The organism is Actinoallomurus sp. NBC_01490, assembly GCF_036227085.1.
GTDB classification, from domain to species: Bacteria; Actinomycetota; Actinomycetes; order Streptosporangiales; family Streptosporangiaceae; genus Actinoallomurus; species Actinoallomurus oryzae.
This window is the reverse complement of sequence record NZ_CP109433.1, coordinates 1,055,403-1,075,608: the sequence shown is the minus strand read 5'-3', so window position 1 is coordinate 1,075,608 and position 20,206 is coordinate 1,055,403. Positions and strand designations below refer to the sequence as shown.

Here is a 20,206-nt window from a genome sequence, read left to right as displayed (position 1 = left end):
TTCAGTCGCTCGGCGGCGACTGCCATTCACCGGGGACCACCTCGGGGGCGGAACCCCTTACTTGGCCTTCTCAAGGATCTCCACGACACGCCAACGCTTCGTGGCCGACAGCGGGCGGGTCTCCATCAGCCGGACCCGGTCGCCCACGCCACACGCGTTGGACTCGTCGTGCGCCTTGTACTTCGTCGTACGGCGGATGATCTTGCCGTACAGGGCGTGCTTGACGCGGTCCTCGACGGCGACCACAACGGTCTTGTCCATCTTGTCGCTGACCACGAGACCCTCGCGGATCTTGCGGTAGCTCCGCGTCTGCTGCGTCTTCTCGTCACTCATCGGTGGACTCCTCCACGGGCTCCTCGGCGAACACGACGATGCCGAGCTCCCGCTCCCGCATCACGGTGTAAATGCGGGCGATCTCCCGCTTCACTTCGCGCAGCCGACCGTGGGTCTCAAGCTGGCCCGTCGCCGCCTGGAAGCGGAGGTTGAACAGCTCCTCCTTGGCCTCCTTCAGCTTGGTGACCAGCTCGGCCTCCGGCTGGGACCGCAGATCTTCGGCGGTAAGGCCCTGAGCCATCACGCCTCACCCACTTCGCGCTTGACGAACTTGCACTTCATCGGGAGCTTGTGCATCGCTCGGCGGAGGGCCTCGCGAGCCAGCGGCTCCGGGACACCGGCGAGCTCGAACATGACCCGGCCCGGCTTGACGTTCGCGACCCACCACTCCGGCGAGCCCTTACCGGAACCCATGCGGGTCTCGGCGGGCTTCTTGGTCAGCGGACGGTCGGGGTAGATGTTGATCCACACCTTTCCGCCACGCTTGATGTGCCGGGTCATGGCGATACGTGCGGCCTCGATCTGCCGGTTGGTCACGTACGCGCCCTCGACGGCCTGGATGCCGAACTCACCGAAGACGACCTTCGTGCCGCCCTTGGCCATGCCCCGTCGCTTCGGGTGGTGCTGCTTGCGGTGCTTGACCCTGCGAGGGATCAGCATTGGTAATTCAGCTCCCCTCACCCGCGCTGGACGGCGCCGCCGTCTCAGTCGCCTGCTGCTCGGCGGGCGCGCTCGTCGCGGCCTGCTGCTGCCGGCCGCCACGGTCGCCGCCACGGTCTCCGCCGCGGCCACCACGGCCGCCACCACGACGCTGCGGCCGCTCGCGACGGCCGCCGCCACCGGCGGCGCGCTCCTTCGCGGCCTGCGCCTCGCGCTCGGCGCGGCTCGTCGGCGCCTCGCCCTTGTAGATCCAGACCTTCACGCCGATGCGGCCGAAGGTCGTACGGGCCTCATAGAAGCCGTAGTCGATGTCGGCGCGGAGCGTGTGCAGGGGCACCTGGCCCTCGCGGTAGAACTCCGAGCGGGACATCTCGGCACCGCCCAGGCGGCCGCCGCACTGCACCTTGATCCCCTTGGCGCCGCTCTTCATGGCGCTCTGGATCGCCTTACGCATGGCACGGCGGAACGCGACTCGGCTGGACAGCTGCTCGGCGACGCCCTGCGCGACGAGCTGCGCGTCGATCTCGGGGTTCTTGACCTCGAGGATGTTGAGCTGGACCTGCTTGCCGGTCAGCTTCTCCAGGTCGCCGCGGATGCGGTCGGCCTCGGCACCCCGGCGGCCGATCACGATGCCCGGACGCGCGGTGTGGATGTCGACGCGGACGCGGTCACGGGTGCGCTCGATCTCCACCTTGGAGATGCCGGCGCGGTCCATGCCGCGGGTCAGCATCCGGCGGATCGACACGTCTTCCTTGACGTAGTCCTTGTACAGCTTGTCGGCGTACCACCGGCTCTTGAAGTCGGTGGTGATGCCCAGTCGGAACCCGTGCGGGTTGACCTTCTGCCCCACTAGCGGGTCCTCCTCGTCTGCTTGCGGCCGTTGCCCGAACGCTTGCCGCCCTTGTCACCCTCGGGACGCGACTCGACCACGACCGTGATGTGGCTGGTCCGCTTGTTGATGCGGTACGCACGGCCCATCGAACGCGGGCGGTAGCGCTTCAACGTCGGTCCCTCGTCCACCCACGCCCGGCTCACGAAGAGCGTGTCGGCGTCGAGCTTCTGGTTGTGCTCGGCGTTGGCGATGGCGCTCGAGAGCACCTTGTACACCGGCTCGCTCGCAGCCTGAGGGGCGAACTTCAGCACCGCCTGAGCCTCCGCGGCCTGCATGCCGCGGATGAGGTCCACCACGCGGCGGGCCTTTCTGGGCGTGACGCGGGCGTACCGCGCCTGGGCCCTGGCTTCCATCGCTGTTTCCTCGCTCTCGATACTTCTTGTCAGCCCCGCCGGCTGCGGCGGTCTTCCTTGACGTGGCCCTTGAAGGTCCGCGTCGGGGCGAACTCCCCGAGCTTGTGACCGATCATGGCCTCGGTGATGAATACGGGAACGTGCTTGCGGCCGTCGTGCACGGCGATCGTGTGACCGAGCATGTCGGGCACGATCATGGAGCGACGCGACCACGTCTTGATGACGTTCTTGGTGCCCTTCTCGTTCTGCACGTCCACCTTCTTGATCAGGTGGTCGTCGACGAAGGGACCCTTTTTAAGGCTACGTGGCATGGCTTCGGCTCCTACCGCTTCTTCTTGCTGCGACGACGGACGATGAGCCGGTCGGACGGCTTGTTCGCCCTCCGGGTGCGACCCTCTGGCTGGCCCCACGGGCTGGAGGGGTGGCGACCACCGGAGGTCTTGCCCTCACCACCACCGTGCGGGTGGTCGATCGGGTTCATCGCGACGCCGCGGACGGTCGGGCGCTTGCCCTTCCACCGCATGCGGCCGGCCTTGCCCCAGTTGATGTTGGACTGCTCGGAGTTGCCCACCTCACCGACCGTGGCGCGGCAGCGCAGGTCCACCATCCGCATTTCGCCCGAGGGCATGCGCAGCGTGGCGTACTTGCCCTCCTTGGCCAGCAGCTGGGCGCCGGAGCCGGCCGAGCGGGCCAGCTTCGCGCCGCCGCCGGGGCGCAGCTCGATGGCGTGCACGACCGTACCGGTCGGGACGTTGCGCAGCGGCAGGCAGTTGCCCGGCTTGATGTCGGCGGACGGACCGTTCTCGACGCGGTCGCCCTGCTTCACACCGGTCGGGCAGAGGATGTAGCGCTTCTCCCCGTCGGCGTAGTGCAGCAGCGCGATGCGCGCGGTGCGGTTCGGGTCGTACTCGATGTGCGCGACCTTCGCCGGCACACCGTCCTTGTCGGCGCGCCGGAAGTCGATGACCCGGTACGCCCGCTTGTGCCCGCCGCCCTGGTGCCGCGTGGTGATGCGGCCGTGGACGTTACGGCCGCCCTTCTTGGGGAGCGGACGCACCAGCGACTTCTCCGGCTCGGCCCGGGTGACCTCGACGAAGTCGGCCACACTCGAACCGCGGCGACCGGGGGTCGTCGGCTTGTACTTACGGATGCCCATCTTTTTCGTTCATCCCTTGTCTGTCTTCGGACGGTGAACCGATCCGGACCGGCCCTCCGCGGTGCCCGGCGTCCGGAGGTCGCGCGCGTGCGCTCCCTCGCAGGAGCGGTGCGCCGCGGAGGAGAGGGTCATGAGATCGAGCCTCCGAAGATTTCGATCCGCTCACCCTCGGCCAGGCTCACGATGGCCCGCTTGGTGTCCTTGCGCTTGCCGTAACCGAACCGGGTGCGCTTGCGCTTGCCCTGCCGGTTGATGGTGTTCACGCCGGTCACCTTGACCCCGAAGACGGCCTCGACGGCCTGCCGGATCTGGGTCTTGTTGGCGTCCGGGCGAACCTCGAACGTGTACTTGCCCTCGTCGAGCAGCCCGTAGCTCTTCTCAGAGATCACGGGCGCGATGAGGATGTCGCGCGGGTCGGCGATCCTGCTCACTTGGCCTTCTCCTTCCCACTGGCGTGGTCCACGAAGGCCTGGTACGCGGGCTCGGTGAAGACGATGTCGTCGTTGCAGAGCACGTCGTAGGTGTTGAGCTGGTCGGCCATGAGCACGTGCACCTCGGGCACGTTGCGCAGGCTCAGCCAGGTCAGGTCGTCCTCGCGGTCGAGGACCACCAGCACCTTGGCCGCCTCGGTCACCGAACGCAGCGAGGAGAGCGCGGCCTTGGTCTTGGGCGTCTCGCCCTCGACCAGACCCGACACCACGTGCACGCGGCCGTAGCGAGCGCGGTCCGACAGCGCGCCGCGCAGCGCGGCGGCCTTCATCTTCTTCGGCGTCTTCTGCGCGTACGAGCGCGGCTGCGGGCCGTGGACGGTGCCACCGCCGGCGAACTGCGGGGCGCGGGTCGAGCCCTGACGGGCGCGGCCGGTGCCCTTCTGCCGGTACGGCTTCTTGCCGCCACCGGAGACCTCACCGCGAGTCTTGGTCTTGTGCGTGCCCTGCCGCGCCGCGGCGAGCTGCGCCACGACGACCTGGTGGATCAGCGGCACATTGACCTTCGCGTCGAAGATCTCCGGAGCGAGCTCGATGTCCAGCTTCGTGGCCATTTAGTTCGCCCCCTTCGCGGCGCTGCGCACCAGGACGAGGCCGCCGTTCGGTCCGGGGACCGCGCCCTTGATGAGGAGCAGCCCCTTGTCGGCGTCGATGGAGTGCACGGTGAGGTTCTGCACGGTCGTACGGGCGTTGCCGTGCCGTCCGGCCATGCGCAGGCCCTTGAACACACGGCCCGGCGTGGCGCAGCCACCGATCGAGCCGGGCGAGCGGTGCTTGCGCTGGGTGCCGTGCGAGGCGCCGAGGCCCTTGAACCCGTGGCGCTTCATGACACCCGCGGTGCCCTTGCCCTTGCTCCGGCCGGTGACGTCGATCCGCTGTCCGGCCTCGAAGACCTCGACGGTGATCTCCTGGCCGAGCTCGTACTCGGCGGCGTCGTCCGTGCGCAGCTCCACGAGGTGACGGCGCGGCGTCACGCCGGCCTTCTCGTAGTGGCCGGTCATCGGCTTGTTGACCTTGCGCGGGTCGATCTGGCCGTAGCCGATCTGGACGGCGGAGTAACCGTCGGATTCCGGCGTGCGCACTCGGGTGACGACGCACGGCCCAGCCTGGACGACGGTTACCGGAACGATCCGGCCCTCATCGTCGAAGACCTGGGTCATACCGAGCTTCTCGCCCAGAACGCCCTTTCTCTGCTTGCTCATCTCTGGATGCCCTTAGAGCTTGATCTCGATGTCGACGCCGGCCGGAAGGTCGAGCCGCATGAGCGAGTCGACCGTCTTGGGCGTCGGATCGATGATGTCGATCAGGCGCTTGTGCGTGCGCATCTCGAAGTGCTCGCGACTGTCCTTGTACTTGTGCGGCGAGCGGATGACGCAGTACACGTTCTTCTCGGTCGGCAGCGGCACCGGGCCGGCGACCTTCGCGCCCGTGCGCGTCACCGTCTCGACGATCTTGCGCGCCGAAGTGTCGATGACCTCGTGGTCGTAGGCCTTGAGCCGGATGCGGATCTTCTGTCCCGCCATGGTGGCCTCGGTGTCCTTTGCTTCCTAGGTGCCGCTGGGTTACAGACCGTGGAGACCGCTCGCGCGTCCCCCACGGAGATCTCCCTCAGATCGAAACCGTCGGGAGTCGTGGTGCGGCGGCCGGGCCTGTCTCCAGGAGCCCCGACCGCCGCGCCGCGGGTACTACTTGATGATCTTGGTCACACGGCCCGCACCGACGGTACGGCCACCCTCGCGGATCGCGAACTTGAGGCCTTCCTCCATCGCGATGGGCTGGATGAGCTCGACACGCATCTCGGTGTTGTCGCCCGGCATGACCATCTCGGTGCCCTCGGGCAGGTGCACGACGCCGGTCACGTCCGTGGTCCGGAAGTAGAACTGCGGACGGTAGTTGTTGAAGAACGGCGTGTGGCGGCCACCCTCGTCCTTGGACAGGATGTAGACCTGCGCCTCGAACTCGGTGTGCGGGGTGTTGGTGCCCGGCTTGATGACACACTGACCGCGCTCGACCTCTTCGCGCTTGATGCCGCGCAGGAGCAGGCCGACGTTGTCGCCCGCCTGGCCCTGGTCGAGGAGCTTGCGGAACATCTCGACACCGGTGACCGTGGTCGTGGTGGCGGTGTCCTTGATGCCGATGATGTCGACGGTCTCGTTGACGTTGACGACACCACGCTCGATGCGGCCGGTGACGACCGTGCCGCGGCCGGTGATCGAGAAGACGTCCTCGATCGGCATGAGGAACGGCTTGTCCGTCTCACGCTGCGGCTCGGGGATGTTCTCGTCGCAGGCGTCCATGAGCTCGACGATCTTCTCGCCCCACTCGGCGTCACCCTCGAGGGCCTTGAGCGCGGAGACACGGATCACCGGGACGTCGTCGCCCGGGAACTCGTACTCCGACAGCAGCTCGCGGACCTCCAGCTCGACGAGCTCGAGGATCTCCTCGTCGTCGACCATGTCGGCCTTGTTGAGCGCCACGACGATGTACGGGACGCCGACCTGACGGGCCAGGAGCACGTGCTCCTTGGTCTGCGGCATCGGACCGTCGGTCGCCGCCACGACCAGGATCGCACCGTCCATCTGGGCAGCGCCGGTGATCATGTTCTTGATGTAGTCGGCGTGGCCCGGGCAGTCGACGTGGGCGTAGTGACGCTTCTCGGTCTGGTACTCGACGTGAGCGATCGAGATCGTGATGCCCCGCTCCCGCTCCTCCGGCGCCTTGTCGATCTCGTCGAACGGCGTGAAGGGGTTCAGGTCGGGGTGCTTGTCGTGGAGCACCTTGGTAATCGCCGCGGTAAGCGTGGTCTTACCATGGTCGATGTGCCCAATGGTGCCGATGTTTACGTGCGGCTTCGTCCGCTCGAACTTGGCCTTGGCCACCGGTGTCTCCTTGTTGCGATCCTCGGCCGTCTTTCGCGACCGTCTGTAGCTTCAGTGGTTGGTCTTGTGCCGCGACGCGTTATTCGCCGCGCGCCTTGGCGATGATCTCCTGCGCGACGTTCGTCGGAACCTCAGCGTAGGAGTCGAACTGCATGGTGAAGACGGCGCGCCCCTGGGTCTTGCTGCGCAGGTCACCGACGTATCCGAACATCTCGGACAGCGGCACGACGGCCTTGATGACCTTGACCCCGCTACGCTCGCCCATCTCCTGAATCTGGCCACGGCGGCCGTTCAGGTCGCCGATGACGTCACCCATGTAGTCCTCAGGAGTGGTGACCTCGACGGCCATCATCGGCTCCAGCAGCGCGGGGTCGGCCTTGCGGGCCGCCTCCTTGAACGCCATGGAACCGGCGATCTTGAAGGCCAGCTCGGAGGAGTCGACGTCGTGGTAGGCGCCGTCCTGGAGCGTGACCTTGACACCGACCAGCGGGTATCCGGCGAGCACACCGAACTCGGCCGCCTCCTGGCAACCCGCGTCCACCGACGGGATGTACTCCCGCGGGATGCGGCCACCGGTGACCTTGTTCTCGAACTCGTAGCCATCGCTGCCGCCGCCGAGCGGCTCGACGTCGATGATGACGCGGCCGAACTGGCCGGAACCGCCCGTCTGCTTCTTGTGGGTGTACTCGACCTTCTCCACCTTGCGGCGGATGGTCTCGCGGTACGCCACCTGCGGCCGGCCGACGTTGGCCTCGACCTTGAACTCGCGCTTCATGCGGTCGACCAGCACCTCGAGGTGCAGCTCGCCCATGCCGGAGATGATGGTCTGCCCGGTCTCCTCGTCGGTCCGCACCTGGAAGGACGGGTCCTCCTCGGCGAGCCGCTGGATCGCGGTGCCCAGCTTCTGCTGGTCGGCCTTGGTCTTGGGCTCGATGGCGACGTTGATGACCGGCGCCGGGAAGCTCATCGACTCCAGGATCACCGGGTTCTTGTCGTCGGAGAGCGTCTCGCCGGTGGTGGTCTGCTTGAGACCCATCACCGCGACGATGTCGCCCGCGCCCACGCGGTCGATCTCCTCACGCTTGTTCGCGTGCATGCGGTAGATCTTGCCGACGCGCTCCTTGCGGTCCTTCACGCTGTTCAGGACCGAGCTGCCGGCCTCCAGCACGCCCGAGTAGACGCGGATGAAGGTCAGCTTGCCCAGGTGCGGGTCGCTCATGATCTTGAACGCCAGCGCAGCGAACGGCTCGTCCTCGCTCGGCTTGCGCTCGATGGCCTTCTCTTCGTCGCGGTAGTCGTGACCCTGGATGGCCTCGACGTCGAGCGGCGAGGGAAGGTAGTTGACGATCGCGTCGAGCAGCGGCTGGACGCCCTTGTTCTTGAAGGCGGTGCCACAGGTGACCGGGGTCAGCGCGCCGGCGATCGTGGCCCGGCGGATCGCCGGAATGAGCTGCGCCGTCGTGGGCTCGTTGCCCTCGAGGTAGAGCTCCATGATCTCGTCGTCGGCCTCGGCCAGCGTCTCGACCAGCTTGTCGTGCCACTCGCGGGCGGCGTCCGCGTGCGTGTCGGGGATCTCGATGACGTCGTACATCTCGCCCTTGGCCGCCTCGGCGCTCCACACGAGCGCCTTCATGCGGACCAGGTCGACGACGCCCTTGAAGTCGGCCTCGGCGCCGATCGGGATCTGCAGCACCAACGGCGTGGCGTTGAGCCGGTCGACGATCATGTCGACGCAGCGGTGGAACTCCGCGCCGACGCGGTCGAGCTTGTTGACGAAGCAGATCCGCGGCACGTTGTAACGGTCGGCCTGGCGCCACACCGTCTCGGACTGCGGCTCGACACCGGCCACACCGTCGAACACCGCGACCGCGCCGTCGAGGACGCGCAGTGAACGCTCCACCTCGACGGTGAAGTCGACGTGCCCGGGCGTGTCGATGATGTTGATGGTGTGATCGACGTCGTCAACCGTCCAGTGGCAGGTCGTCGCGGCGGACGTGATCGTGATGCCGCGCTCCTGCTCCTGTTCCATCCAGTCCATGGTGGCTGCGCCCTCATGGACCTCACCGATCTTGTAGTTGACGCCGGTGTAGTACAGGATCCGCTCGGTGGTTGTGGTCTTACCCGCGTCGATGTGGGCCATGATCCCGATGTTTCGGACCTTGGCCAGGTCTACGCCGGTCTTAGTAGCCACTTTCGCGCCCTCGTTAGTCTCGTACGTGGTGCTGGATTACCAGCGGTAATGGGCGAAGGCCTTGTTGGACTCCGCCATCTTGTGCGTGTCCTCGCGCTTCTTCACGCTCGCGCCGAGGCCGTTGCTCGCGTCGAGCAGCTCGTTCATCAGCCGCTCGGTCATGGTCTTCTCACGCCGCTGACGGGCGTACAGCACGAGCCAGCGGAGCGCGAGGGTGGTGCTGCGCGCCGGGCGCACCTCGACGGGCACCTGGTAGGTGGCGCCACCGACACGCCGGCTGCGGACCTCGAGGGTCGGCTTGACGTTGTCCAGCGCGCGCTTGAGCGTCACGACCGGGTCGTTGCCGGTCTTCTCGCGGCAGCCCTCCAGGGCGTCGTACACGATGCTCTGAGCGATCGACCGCTTGCCGTCGAGCAGGACCTTGTTGACCAGCGAGGTGACCAGCGGCGAGTTGTACACCGGGTCAGCGATCAGCTGGCGCTTGCCTGCGGGGCCCTTGCGAGGCATCTCAGCTCTTCTCCTTCTTCGCGCCGTAGCGGCTGCGAGCCTGCTTCCGGTTCCGAACACCCTGGGTGTCGAGCGACCCGCGGATGATCTTGTACCGCACACCCGGGAGGTCCTTCACACGGCCGCCGCGCACGAGCACGATCGAGTGCTCCTGCAGGTTGTGCCCGACGCCGGGGATGTAGGCCGTGACCTCGATCCCGCTCGTCAGCCGGACACGGGCGACCTTGCGCAGCGCGGAGTTGGGCTTCTTGGGCGTCGTCGTGTAGACGCGCGTGCAGACGCCGCGGCGCTGCGGGCTTCCCTTGAGCGCCGGCGTCTTGTTCTTGGTCACCTTGTCCTGGCGGCCCTTGCGGACCAGCTGCTGGATCGTGGGCACCGCGTCTCCGTCTTCCTCGTACCAAGCCGTTTGCTGGGTTTGCCGTGCTCTCGCGCGGCCGGCCGGTCGCGACCCGACGAGCGGGAACGACCTGCCGTTTTGCTTTTGCCTCCGACCCCCGTGGTCGGGCGTGTCGCACACACCCTCCTGCACCCAGCCCGGAGGGGCCAGGTGAACTCAGGGAGTCGAATCCGCGCCGCACGCTGACTTCAGGCCGGTCACCAGGCGATGATCGCTACGGTGAGGCACCGAGATCGGTGTGCACGCACGTTGGACCCGCGAACCGCGGGCACGAAGGGAGAGACTACCCAACACCCGCGCATGGGTCAAAACAAGTGCCCTACCACATCGGCGTGGCGCGGTGAGACGTCGATACAACGAGAGAATGCCGACGGTTTGTTCCCGTCGGCATTCTGTCTCAGTCATCCGGGGTTTGGGAAGACGGCGCTCCGGTGTGCGTCAGAGCACCACGAACAAGATGATGAGCAGGATGACCAGCACCACCGCACCGGCACCGAGCGCGATCCACAGCTTCTGCTTGGACGCGCCGTCGGAGGCGGGCGACTGCGACTGGCCGTAGCCCGGGTAGCCGCCGCCCTGGGCGACCTGGCCGTACGGCTGCTGACCGTACTGCTGCTGGCCGTAACCCTGCCCGTAGCCCTGCTGGCCGTAGGCCTGCTGGGACTGGCCCTGCTGAGACTGCCCCTGCTGCCCGTAGGCCTGCTGGGACTGGCCCTCCTGCGACTGGCCCTGCTGCCCGCCGTACGGCTGCTGACCGTAGCCCTGTTGCTGGCCGTAGCCCTGCTGGCCGTACTGCTGTTGACCGTAGGCGGCCTGGCCGTAGCCCTGCTGCGGCTGGCCCTGCTGGCTCTGGTCGCCGAAGGACTGCGGGCCGGACGTGTCCTGGCCCGGCTGGTTCTGCTGGCCGTACTGCGGGAAGCCGCCCTGCTGTTCGCCGCCGGGCGCCGCCCAGGACGAGCCCTGCTCTCCGCCCGGCGGCGGGGGCGCGTACGGCGACGAGTCATACGGCGATGAGGGCTCGTACGGGGACGACGGCTCGTACGGCGACGACGCGGGTGAGGTCTGCCCGAAGGCGGTCGTCTTCTCGCCACCGGACGCGGCGCCCGGGTCGGGGCGGCCGTACGCCGGCACGTCCTGGCCGGAGTGACCCGGGGTCTCGGCGCCCGAGTCCGGCGGCGGCACCAGCATGGTGCGCTCGGCTCCGCCCTGCTCGTCGTGGTCGTCCTGCGGTTCGCCGGCCCCGTGGTCCTGCGACGGCCCGAAGCCGGGCACGACGTCCTCGACCGGGGACGAACCGTACGCGGGAACGTCGCCGGACGGCGTGGGGTGCTCGCCCGTTCCCAAGCCCTGCGACAGCGGCGTGTCCAGCATCGTGGAGGGCGGCTTGGAGCCCTCGTCCTCACCCAGCGGAGTGCCGCCGAACGAGGATGGAGGCTGCGGTTCGGAGCCGGTCTCCTGGCTCGGGGAGAACGCCGTCGTGGCGGGCGCACCGATAAGGCCCTCGCTCGGCGGGGAGTCGGACTCTCCCGGGCTCGGCGGCGAGACCGTGGTGCGCTCGGCCGTGTCGTCCTCGGCGGGCTTGTCGCCGTACGCGGGTGCGCCCGGCTGGCCGCCGAACTGTCCCGGCTGTCCCGGCTGTCCCGGCTGACCGGGCTGTCCCGGCTGGCCGTACGGCCCGCCGTACGGCGCGGGGTAACCGGGCTGTCCGTACGGGCCCTGCTCCCCGTAGGGCTGGCCGCCGTACGCGGGCTGGCCGGGCTGGCCGTAGGGCTGCTGCTGGCCGTACGGCGGCTGCTGACCGTACGGAGACTGCTGCTGGCCGTACGCCTGGCCGCCCTGGTCGCCTGCCTGCCCGTAGGACTCCGATCCGTACGGTGGCGGGCCGGACAGCGTCCCGCCTGCGGAGTCCGGAGGCTGCCCGTACGGCGCGCCGGGCTGCTGACCGTACGGAGACGCGGGCTGGTCGCCCGGCTGCCCGTAGGAGGGCTGACCGTACGGAGACTGCTGCTGCCCGTAGGGCTGCTGGCCGTACGTCGGCGGCTGGTCGTAGGAAGGCTGTCCCGGCTGTCCCGGCTGGCCCGGTTGGCCGGGCTGGCTCGGCTGGCCGTACGGCTGCTGACCGTACGGCTGCTGCGGCTGCGGATAGGACGGCGGGGCGCCGTAGGGCTGCTGGCCGCCGTACGCGGGCGGTCCCTGCTCGCCCGGCGCGGCGAACGGCGGCGGGGTGCCCGGCTCGGGGTACCCACCCGGCTGGCCGAACGGCGGCGGCGCCGACTCGCCCGACCCGCTGCTCTCACCGCCCGCGACGGGCGTGCCGGGGTCGGATGATGCCTCCGGCTTGGCCGGCCGCCGGTGCTGGCCGAAGACCACGGTGCGGCCCGACTCGAGGACGTCCTGCGGAACGTCGGCGACCGGGGAGACGCTCTCCGCGTCCTGCGACGGCGTGGATGACGTGCCCGGGGTGGCGTCCTGGCCGGCCGGTGCCTCGTCGCGTCTGTCGCCGGATGCCTCGGGCTTGGGGGACTGCTCGTCAGGCAGCGGCCAGTGGGATCCCTGGCCACCGTTCTGCTCGGTCATCGTCGGGCTCCTTCAGCGCCGATGCCGCCGGCGGTGTGCCGCCCGCAGTGCATGACTTCACTCGAAGGCACGTGGCGCATGGGGACCTCCGAGTCATCGACCACAAGCCGACGGTAATCTCCGCCGGTATACCCTTCGCCCCAGCCTGCCGTGATGACCGGCCTAATCGCAAATCACGCCGTCTGACCTCTGAAAAGACACCCCGCCGAGAAGGCCCGCGGGCGGCCGCATCGCCCCGGACGGCAGGAGTCATCCGAACAAAGGACGAACGCCCCCGTATCGATCGCGCGGACGCGGCCGGTGGCCGAAACTTGGAGACCGGAACCGCGAATCCGATCGCACGGCGGGGAGCCCCGTGACCGAGCGCAGCGAGAGAACCGAAGACACGGCCCAGTGGTCACACCCTCCGACGAAGAAGGGCCTATGACCGGTATCGAGGGAATCGCCGCCGCTGTCGGCAGGACGGTCGTCCAGCGGGCCGCGCGCGAGTGGCTGGCCGCGCGCTCCGCCCGGCGCGACGGGGACAAGGATCTGGCCGAGCTGCTGCGCGCCGGATTCCCCGACCGGTTCGTGCGACGACGGCTGGACCGCCAGCTCGACGAGATCGTCGACGCCGTCGAACGCCGCCTCGGCTCTCTCATCGCCGGCGAGTACGCCGCCCTCGGGGAGAACGACCGGGCGGCCGTCGCCGCGGAGGTGGGCGACACGATGAAGAACGCCGACCTGTCGGACCGCGCGCTGTTCGCCGCGGACGCCGATCCGGTTCGGCTCGCCCGTCACCTCCGCGACGGGCTGCGCGGCTCGCCGGCGCAGCTCGGAGAGGCCGGCACCCGGCTCTATGACCTCCTTCTCCAGGAGTGCTGCGAATGCTTCGTACGGGTCGTGCGGCAGCTCCCGGAGTTCTCCGCCCGGGCGGAGACCGAGATGCTCGCGCGGCTCTCCGGCATGGGGGAGCAGATCGCGACCGTGCTCGACCGCCTGCCCGCGCGCACGCTCGACGCTCCGGGCGGCACGGGGGACGACGGCGAGTTCGAACGGCGGTACCTGGAGTTCGCCGCCACGGCGCTGGACGAGGTCGAACTGTTCGGCGTGCGCATCGTCAACTATCGGCCGCGCGCCACGCTCAGCGTCGCCTACATCAGCCTGAACGCCCAGAGCGACGAGCCGGCCGGCCCTGCGACGGGCCGGCTGCGCTACTCCGACCTCACCGGCGTCGCGCGGGACGGCGAACCGGCGAACACGCGCGTCGAGTCGGCGCTCGCCCGCGCCGAGCGGACCCTCCTGCGCGGTGACGCGGGCTCGGGAAAGAGCACGCTGCTGCGCTGGCTCGCGGTGACCGCCGCCCGCGGCGGCTTCACCGGAGCGCTGCGCGGCTGGAACGGCCTCGTGCCGTTCGTCGTCAAGCTCCGCAGCCACGCCGAGTCCGGCCTCCCACAGCCGGAGGACCTGCCACGCGACGTGGCGGCCCCGCTCGCGGGCCTGGCGCCGCCGGGCTGGGCGCACCGGGTGCTGTCGGCCGGGCGCGGTCTGCTGCTCGTCGACGGCGTCGACGAACTCCCGCCGAACCGCCGGCCCGCCGTACGAGACTGGCTGCGCGGCCTCCTCACGCTGTATCCGGGCCTGCGCACCGTGGTCACCTCACGCCCGGCCGCGGTCGACGCCCGCTGGCTCACGGCGGAGAGCTTCGCCCCGGTGACGCTGTCTCCCATGGCCCCGGACGACCTGCGCGAGCTCGTACGGCACTGGCACTCCGCGGTACGCGACGCGGGTGACCTGCCGTGCCCGGCGGAGCGGCTCCCGGCGTACGAGGGCGCGCTGCTCGCCCGGCTGGAGAGCAGCCCCCACCTGCGCGCGCTCGCCGCGACGCCGCTGCTGGCGGCCATGCTCTGCGCCCTGAACCTGGACCGCGCCCGGCAACTGCCGCGCGACCGCATGGGCATCTACGCCGCCGCGCTCGACATGCTCCTCGAACGCCGCGACGCCGAACGCGAGGTGTCCGCCTTCGCGGCGGTCGGCCTGGAACCCGACCAGAAGGTCCGCGTGCTGCAGCATCTGGCCTGGCAGCTCTCGGTGTGGGGCCGCTCGGAGCTGCGCCGCGAGGCGGCGGAACGCCACGTCGCGGACCGTACGGCCGGGATGCCGCGCGTGACGGTCCCGCCGTCACTGCTGCTCGACTATCTGCTGGAACGCAGCGGCGTGATCCGCTCGCCCGCCGAAGGCCGGATCGACTTCGTGCACCGGACCGTGCAGGAGTACCTCGCGGCGAAGGAGGCGGCCGACCGCGACGACGTCGAACCGCTGATCGAACGAGCCCACCTGGACCAGTGGCGCGAGACGATCGTGATGACCGCGGGCCACGCGACGGGCCCCCTCCGCCGCGACCTGCTGGCGGGGTTGCTGGACCGCGCCGACCGCGAACCCCGGCACGCCCGCCGCCTGCGACGCCTGGTGACCGCCTGCCTGGAGACCGTGCCGGAGATCCCGGCCGAACTGCGCGACCGCATCGAACACTGCCTGGCGAACGTCATCCCCCCGCGCAACGCCGAGGAGGCCCACCTGCTGGTCGGCGCGGGCGAGGAGATCCTGCGCCGCCTCCCCCGCGACCTGGACGGCCTCGGCACCGCCCGCGCCGTCGCGGCCGTACGGACCGCCTGGCTCATCAACGGCCCGGCCGCCCTGGACGTCCTGGTCGCCTACGGCAGGGACGGGCGGAAGGAGGTGCAGGACGAACTCATCACCGGCTGGGAGTACTTCGAGCCGGAGACGTACGCCCGCCGGGTACTGGCCGAGACACCGTGGTCGGCCGGGAAAATCGATCTCAAGACGCCCCGGGTGTTGCCCGGGCTGCCGCATGCCCGGGGATTCCATAGCCTGCGCATCCTAGGCGCGCGCACGGTGGATCTGACGTTCCTTCGTCACGTACCACGGCTGGACGCTCTGGTGATCTACGCAACCGAGCTGACCGGTCAGGATGCACTTATGTCGCAGGACGGGCTGCGAACGCTGGAGCTGGATGGGGCAGATCCCGCGACGATCCAGTACATCACGTCACTGCCCCTCCGGCGTCTAAAGCTGTGGGTGAACGGCATCACGGCCGTCGGTGAGCTGGCCGATCTCGGCGAGCTGCGATCGTTGTCGCTCCATCGGCTCTCCAGCGCACATGACCTCGACTTCGTGTCCGCGATAAGCGGACTTCGGTCACTCACCTTGGGCGACGCACCGCGGATCGACGTCGACCGGCTCCGGCCGCTTACCCAGCTCAGGCATCTCACCTTCCTGACCATTAAGGGCAGGCTAGACCTGAAGAAGGTCGTCGAGACCCTTCCCGAGCTGGAGACTCTGCAGCTGGTGGAATGCGGCCGCCTAGGCGACCTCGCCCCGCTGGCGGATTTGACGGGGTGGACAGGCCTGAACCTCAGCGATCTCAAGGGCTTCAGTTCGCTCGCGCCGCTCGCGGGACTGAGCGAACTCGACCAGCTGACCCTGTCGGGCACAGAGGTGGACGACCTGTCCCCTCTTTCGGCGTTGCGAGTACTGCGGAGACTGGATCTTCCGAGGTGCCAAAACATTCGCGATCTGACTCCGCTGGCGGAGCTCACATGCCTTACCGACCTGGACATTCGCGAGATCGACCACCCTCTCGATCTCGCTCCGTTGAGCGGTCTTCCGAACCTTAAGATCAGGGCTTACGGCGGTCAGGAACTCAAGAACACAGACCGGCTCAACTCCCGTAGTCGGCTCGTGCGGGAGAAGCGGGGCGGCATGACCAGTTTCTACTTCGAGTTCGACCCCTAGACATACGCGGAGAGGCCCCCTCCGATCGCTCGGAAGGGGCCTCTTCGCTTGTCTTGCTCAGCGGTTGTACTGGCCGAAGTCGTACTCCTCCAGCGGGACCGCCTCGCCGGAGCCCTGGCCGAAGGCGTACTCGGCGCCCTCGTCGTAGGACCCGACGGAGTAGACGGCCGCCTTGGCCTCCTCGGTCGGCTCCACCCGGATGTTGCGGTACTGCGGCATGCCCGTACCGGCCGGGATCAGCTTTCCGATGATGACGTTCTCCTTCAGGCCGACCAGCGGGTCGGACTTGGCGTGGATCGCCGCGTCCGTGAGGACCCGCGTCGTCTCCTGGAAGGAGGCCGCCGACAGCCACGACTCGGTGGCCAGCGACGCCTTCGTGATGCCCATGAGCTGGGGACGGCCGACGGCGGGCTGACCGCCCTCGGCGACGACGGCACGGTTGAGCTCCTCGAACCGCGGCCGCTCGACCAGCTCGACACCGGGCAGCATGTCGGTGTCGCCGGACTCCAGCACCTGGACCCGCTTCAGCATCTGCCGAACGATGATCTCGATGTGCTTGTCGTGGATCGACACACCCTGGGACCGGTAGACCTCCTGCACCTGGTCGACCAGGTGCAGCTGGACCGCGCGCGGGCCGAGGATGCGCAGCACCTCGTGCGGGTTGATGGCACCCGCGATGAGCTGCTGGCCGACGTCGACGTGGTCGCCGTCCTTGACGCTCAGCCGCGACCGCATCGGCACCGGGTAGGCGATCTCCTCGCCACCGTCGTCCGGGATGACCACGATCTTGCGGGTCTTCTCGGTCTCGTCGATGCGGATCCGGCCGGCCACCTCGCTGATCGGGGCGACACCCTTGGGGATGCGCGCCTCGAACAGCTCCTGGACACGCGGCAGACCGTGCGTGATGTCGACACCCGCCACACCACCGGTGTGGAAGGTACGCATCGTCAGCTGGGTGCCGGGCTCGCCGATCGACTGGGCGGCGATGATGCCGACCGCCTCGCCGACGTCCACGAGCTTGCCGGTGGCCAGCGAACGGCCGTAGCACATCGCGCAGACACCGATCTTGGACTCGCAGACCAGCGCGCTCCGCGTGCGGACCTCCGAGACGCCGACCTCGATGAGACGGTTGAGCACCGTGTCGTTGAGGTCGGTGCCGGCCGGGTAGATCAGCGTGCCGTCGACCTCGATGTCCTCGGCGATGTTGCGCCCGACGAGGCTGTTCTCGGAGTTCGCCACCTTGGTCAGGGAGCCGTCGGCGCCCTTGGTCGCGATCGCGAACTTGATCGTACGGTCGGTGCCGCAGTCGTCCTCGCGGACGATGACGTCCTGCGCGACGTCGACCAGACGACGGGTGAGGTAGCCCGAGTCGGCGGTACGCAGAGCGGTGTCGGCCAGACCCTTCCGGGCACCGTGCGTGGCGATGAAGTACTCGACCACGGACAGGCCCTCGCGGAAGGAGGACTTGATCGGCCGCGGGATGGTCTCGCCCTTGGGGTTGGAGACCAGACCGCGCATACCGGCGATCTGCCGGAGCTGCAGCGGGTTACCGCGGGCACCGGAGTTGATCATCATCCAGATCGGGTTGGTGGCGGGGAACGCCGCCTCCATGTCCTTGGCGACGTCGACCGTGGCCTTGGTCCAGATCTCGATGAGCTCCTGACGGCGCTCGTCGTCGGTGATCAGACCGCGGTCGTACTCCCGCTGCACCTTGTCGGCCTGCCGCTCGTACGACGCCATGATGTCCGCCTTGTTCGGCGGGGCGATGACGTCGTCGATGGCGATGGTGACGCCGGAGCGGGTCGCCCACCGGAAGCCGGTGTCCTTCAGCGCGTCGAGCGCGTTGGCCACGTCGACCTTCGGGTACGTCTCGGCCAGCTCGTTCACGATCGTCGAGAGCTGCTTCTTGCCGACCTCGTAGTTCACGAACGGGAAGTCGGCCGGCAGCGCCTCGTTGAACAGCAGGCGGCCGAGCGTGGTCTCGAGGCGGTACGGCTGCCCCTCCTCGTAACCCTCCGGCGCCGTCCAGCCGCGCGGCGGCGGGACGTCCTTGACCCGGACCTGGATCCGGGCCTGCAGGTCGAGCTCGCCCCGGTCGTAGGCCATGATCGCCTCGGACAGGGTGGTGAACGTACGGCCCTGGCCGTCCGCACCGTCCTTCTCCGTGGTCAGCCAGAACAGGCCGATGACCATGTCCTGGGTCGGCATGGTGACCGGCTTGCCGTCGGACGGCTTGAGGATGTTGTTGGTCGAGAGCATCAGGATGCGCGCCTCGGCCTGGGCCTCGGCCGCCAGCGGCAGGTGCACGGCCATCTGGTCACCGTCGAAGTCCGCGTTGAACGCGGTGCAGACGAGCGGGTGGATCTGGATGGCCTTGCCCTCGACCAGCTGCGGCTCGAAGGCCTGGATGCCCAGGCGGTGCAGCGTCGGCGCCCGGTTGAGCAGCACCGGGTGCTCGGTGATGACCTCTTCGAGCACGTCCCACACGGCCGGGCGGGCACGCTCGACCATGCGCTTGGCGCTCTTGATGTTCTGTGCGTGGTTGAGGTCGACCAGCCGCTTCATGACGAAGGGCTTGAACAGCTCCAGCGCCATCTGCTTGGGCAGACCGCACTGGTGCAGCCGCAGCTGCGGGCCGACGACGATGACCGAACGGCCGGAGTAGTCGACGCGCTTGCCCAGGAGGTTCTGCCGGAACCGGCCCTGCTTGCCCTTGAGCATGTCGGACAGCGACTTGAGCGGACGGTTGCCGGGCCCGGTGACGGGCCGGCCGCGGCGGCCGTTGTCGAACAGCGCGTCGACGGCCTCCTGGAGCATCCGCTTCTCGTTGTTGACGATGATCTCGGGCGCGCCGAGGTCGAGCAGCCTCTTCAGCCGGTTGTTCCGGTTGATGACCCGGCGGTACAGGTCGTTGAGGTCGCTCGTGGCGAACCGGCCACCGTCGAGCTGCACCATCGGGCGCAGGTCCGGCGGGATGACCGGAATGCAGTCCAGCACCATGCCCCGCGGGCTGTTGCGGGTGTTGAGGAACGCGGAGACGACCTTGAGGCGCTTGAGGGCGCGGGCCTTCTTCTGGCCCTTGCCGCTGCGGATGATCTCCCGCAGCCGCTCCGCCTCGGCGTCGAGGTCGAAGTTCTCCAGACGCTTCTGGATCGCGGCCGCGCCCATGCCGCCCTCGAAGTAGCGGCCGAACCGGTCGCGCATCTCGCGGTAGAGCAGCTCGTCGCCCTCGAGGTCTTGGACCTTGAGGTTGCGGAAGCGGTTCCAGACCTCGTCGAGGCGGTCCAGCTCGCGCTGGGCCCGGTCGCGGATCTGCTTGATCTCACGCTCGGCGGCCTCACGCACCTTGCGGCGCTGGTCGCCCTTTGCCCCCGCGGCCTCGAGCTCGGCGAGGTCCTGCTCCAGCTTCTTCTGCCGGGCCTCGATCTCGGCGTCGCGGCGCTGCTCGATCTGCTGCCGCTCCACGGAGATCTTGGCCTCGAGCGAGGGCAGGTCACGCTCGCGCGAGTCGGTGTCGACCCATGTGATCATGTAGGCCGCAAAATAAATGATCTTCTCAAGGTCCTTGGGCGCCAGGTCCAGGAGGTACCCCAGCCGGCTGGGCACACCCTTGAAGTACCAGATGTGCGTGACCGGCGCGGCCAGCTCGATGTGGCCCATCCGCTCACGACGCACCTTGGCGCGGGTCACCTCAACGCCACAGCGCTCACAGATGATGCCCTTGAAGCGGACACGCTTGTACTTCCCGCAGTAGCACTCCCAGTCGCGGGTCGGACCAAAGATCTTTTCGCAGAAGAGCCCGTCCTTCTCCGGCTTCAGAGTCCGGTAGTTGATGGTCTCCGGCTTCTTGACCTCACCGTGTGACCACTGCCGGATGTCGTCCGCCGTCGCCAGGCCGATCCGCAGCTCGTCGAAGAAGTTGACGTCGAGCACTTTGTTAACCAGTCCCCTGCTGTCGTATGCCGTTCCCAGGTCGCG

General features: G+C 68.7%; 18 protein-coding genes. 1 reads left to right on the top strand and 17 read right to left on the bottom strand.

All coding sequences use genetic code 11. The features are described from left to right. Nucleotides 1-57: 57 nt before the first annotated feature. The 16 genes from rpsQ to OG417_RS05440 form a co-directional block, all read right to left on the bottom strand. Entirely contained in the window at nt 58-333 is a 276-nt protein-coding gene (gene rpsQ / locus OG417_RS05515) for a 30S ribosomal protein S17 (protein WP_285582686.1), read from the bottom strand. Further along, nucleotides 326-574 (bottom strand): 50S ribosomal protein L29, encoded by a 249-nt coding sequence (gene rpmC / locus OG417_RS05510; protein WP_285582688.1) that lies wholly within the window; start codon nt 572-574, stop codon nt 326-328. Before rpmC ends, rpsQ begins: the two co-directional genes overlap by 8 nt. Continuing rightward, nucleotides 574-993, bottom strand: coding sequence for a 50S ribosomal protein L16 (gene rplP / locus OG417_RS05505; RefSeq protein ID WP_329250657.1), 420 nt, complete (start codon nt 991-993; stop codon nt 574-576). Before rplP ends, rpmC begins: the two co-directional genes overlap by 1 nt. A gap of 7 nt (nt 994-1,000) precedes the next feature. Next, complete coding sequence (rpsC, locus tag OG417_RS05500) at nt 1,001-1,843, bottom strand: 30S ribosomal protein S3 (RefSeq protein ID WP_329250654.1); 843 nt, start codon at nt 1,841-1,843, stop codon at nt 1,001-1,003. Further along, a complete protein-coding gene (gene rplV, locus OG417_RS05495) occupies nt 1,843-2,238 on the bottom strand; it encodes a 50S ribosomal protein L22 (protein WP_329250652.1) in 396 nt (131 codons plus the stop codon). The genes rpsC and rplV overlap by 1 nt, the downstream gene beginning before the upstream one ends. Before the next feature lie 29 nt (nt 2,239-2,267). Next, complete coding sequence (gene rpsS, locus OG417_RS05490; RefSeq protein WP_329250648.1) at nt 2,268-2,549, bottom strand: 30S ribosomal protein S19; 282 nt, start codon at nt 2,547-2,549, stop codon at nt 2,268-2,270. 11 nt (nt 2,550-2,560) lie between these two features. Continuing rightward, on the bottom strand, nt 2,561-3,394 hold the full coding sequence (gene rplB / locus OG417_RS05485) for a 50S ribosomal protein L2 (RefSeq protein WP_329250646.1): 834 nt from the start codon (nt 3,392-3,394) through the stop codon (nt 2,561-2,563). Between the two features lie 128 nt (nt 3,395-3,522). After that, the gene (gene rplW, locus OG417_RS05480) at nt 3,523-3,825 is read right to left on the bottom strand and encodes a 50S ribosomal protein L23 (RefSeq protein ID WP_329250644.1); all 303 of its coding nucleotides are present in this window, start codon (nt 3,823-3,825) and stop codon (nt 3,523-3,525) included. Next, nucleotides 3,822-4,436, bottom strand: coding sequence for a 50S ribosomal protein L4 (gene rplD / locus OG417_RS05475; RefSeq protein ID WP_329250643.1), 615 nt, complete (start codon nt 4,434-4,436; stop codon nt 3,822-3,824). Before rplD ends, rplW begins: the two co-directional genes overlap by 4 nt. Further along, on the bottom strand, nt 4,437-5,084 hold the full coding sequence (rplC, locus tag OG417_RS05470; protein ID WP_329250640.1) for a 50S ribosomal protein L3: 648 nt from the start codon (nt 5,082-5,084) through the stop codon (nt 4,437-4,439). A 12-nt stretch (nt 5,085-5,096) separates the two neighbouring features. Then, a complete protein-coding gene (gene rpsJ, locus OG417_RS05465) occupies nt 5,097-5,405 on the bottom strand; it encodes a 30S ribosomal protein S10 (protein ID WP_141956729.1) in 309 nt (102 codons plus the stop codon). A 162-nt stretch (nt 5,406-5,567) separates the two neighbouring features. Continuing rightward, complete coding sequence (gene tuf / locus OG417_RS05460; protein ID WP_329250638.1) at nt 5,568-6,761, bottom strand: elongation factor Tu; 1,194 nt, start codon at nt 6,759-6,761, stop codon at nt 5,568-5,570. Nucleotides 6,762-6,840: 79 nt separating this feature from the next. Next, nucleotides 6,841-8,952 carry an elongation factor G gene (fusA, locus tag OG417_RS05455; protein WP_329250635.1) on the bottom strand — a complete coding sequence of 704 codons (2,112 nt, stop codon included), beginning with the start codon at nt 8,950-8,952 and terminating at the stop codon, nt 6,841-6,843. A gap of 36 nt (nt 8,953-8,988) precedes the next feature. Beyond that, complete coding sequence (gene rpsG, locus OG417_RS05450) at nt 8,989-9,459, bottom strand: 30S ribosomal protein S7 (RefSeq protein ID WP_252780395.1); 471 nt, start codon at nt 9,457-9,459, stop codon at nt 8,989-8,991. 1 nt (nt 9,460) lies between these two features. Further along, nucleotides 9,461-9,835: a 30S ribosomal protein S12 gene (gene rpsL, locus OG417_RS05445; RefSeq protein WP_019632621.1), complete on the bottom strand. Its 375-nt coding sequence runs from the start codon at nt 9,833-9,835 to the stop codon at nt 9,461-9,463. A 459-nt stretch (nt 9,836-10,294) separates the two neighbouring features. Then, the gene (locus tag OG417_RS05440) at nt 10,295-12,433 is read right to left on the bottom strand and encodes a hypothetical protein (RefSeq protein WP_329250632.1); all 2,139 of its coding nucleotides are present in this window, start codon (nt 12,431-12,433) and stop codon (nt 10,295-10,297) included. 423 nt (nt 12,434-12,856) lie between these two features. On the opposite strand from OG417_RS05440, the gene OG417_RS05435 reads away from it, so the two are divergent. Then, the gene (locus OG417_RS05435; RefSeq protein WP_329250629.1) at nt 12,857-16,228 is read left to right on the top strand and encodes an NACHT domain-containing protein; all 3,372 of its coding nucleotides are present in this window, start codon (nt 12,857-12,859) and stop codon (nt 16,226-16,228) included. A 57-nt stretch (nt 16,229-16,285) separates the two neighbouring features. Here OG417_RS05435 and OG417_RS05430 read toward each other — a convergent pair whose 3' ends face one another. Next, nucleotides 16,286-20,161: a DNA-directed RNA polymerase subunit beta' gene (locus tag OG417_RS05430; protein WP_329250627.1), complete on the bottom strand. Its 3,876-nt coding sequence runs from the start codon at nt 20,159-20,161 to the stop codon at nt 16,286-16,288. Nucleotides 20,162-20,206: the final 45 nt, after the last annotated feature.

Excerpts from the sequence above, each read along its gene's own strand:
- rpsQ (WP_285582686.1), bottom strand. The coding sequence starts at position 333 with ATGAGTGACGAGAAGACGCAGCAGACGCGGAGCTACCGCAAGATCCGC.
- rpmC (WP_285582688.1), bottom strand. The coding sequence starts at position 574 with ATGGCTCAGGGCCTTACCGCCGAAGATCTGCGGTCCCAGCCGGAGGCC.
- rplP (WP_329250657.1), bottom strand. The coding sequence starts at position 993 with ATGCTGATCCCTCGCAGGGTCAAGCACCGCAAGCAGCACCACCCGAAG.
- rplV (WP_329250652.1), bottom strand. The coding sequence starts at position 2,238 with ATGGAAGCCAGGGCCCAGGCGCGGTACGCCCGCGTCACGCCCAGAAAG.
- rpsS (WP_329250648.1), bottom strand. The coding sequence starts at position 2,549 with ATGCCACGTAGCCTTAAAAAGGGTCCCTTCGTCGACGACCACCTGATC.
- rplB (WP_329250646.1), bottom strand. The coding sequence starts at position 3,394 with ATGGGCATCCGTAAGTACAAGCCGACGACCCCCGGTCGCCGCGGTTCG.
- rplD (WP_329250643.1), bottom strand. The coding sequence starts at position 4,436 with ATGGCCACGAAGCTGGACATCGAGCTCGCTCCGGAGATCTTCGACGCG.
- rplC (WP_329250640.1), bottom strand. The coding sequence starts at position 5,084 with ATGAGCAAGCAGAGAAAGGGCGTTCTGGGCGAGAAGCTCGGTATGACC.
- rpsJ (WP_141956729.1), bottom strand. The coding sequence starts at position 5,405 with ATGGCGGGACAGAAGATCCGCATCCGGCTCAAGGCCTACGACCACGAG.
- rpsG (WP_252780395.1), bottom strand. The coding sequence starts at position 9,459 with ATGCCTCGCAAGGGCCCCGCAGGCAAGCGCCAGCTGATCGCTGACCCG.
- OG417_RS05440 (WP_329250632.1), bottom strand. The coding sequence starts at position 12,433 with ATGACCGAGCAGAACGGTGGCCAGGGATCCCACTGGCCGCTGCCTGAC.
- OG417_RS05435 (WP_329250629.1), top strand. The coding sequence starts at position 12,857 with ATGACCGGTATCGAGGGAATCGCCGCCGCTGTCGGCAGGACGGTCGTC.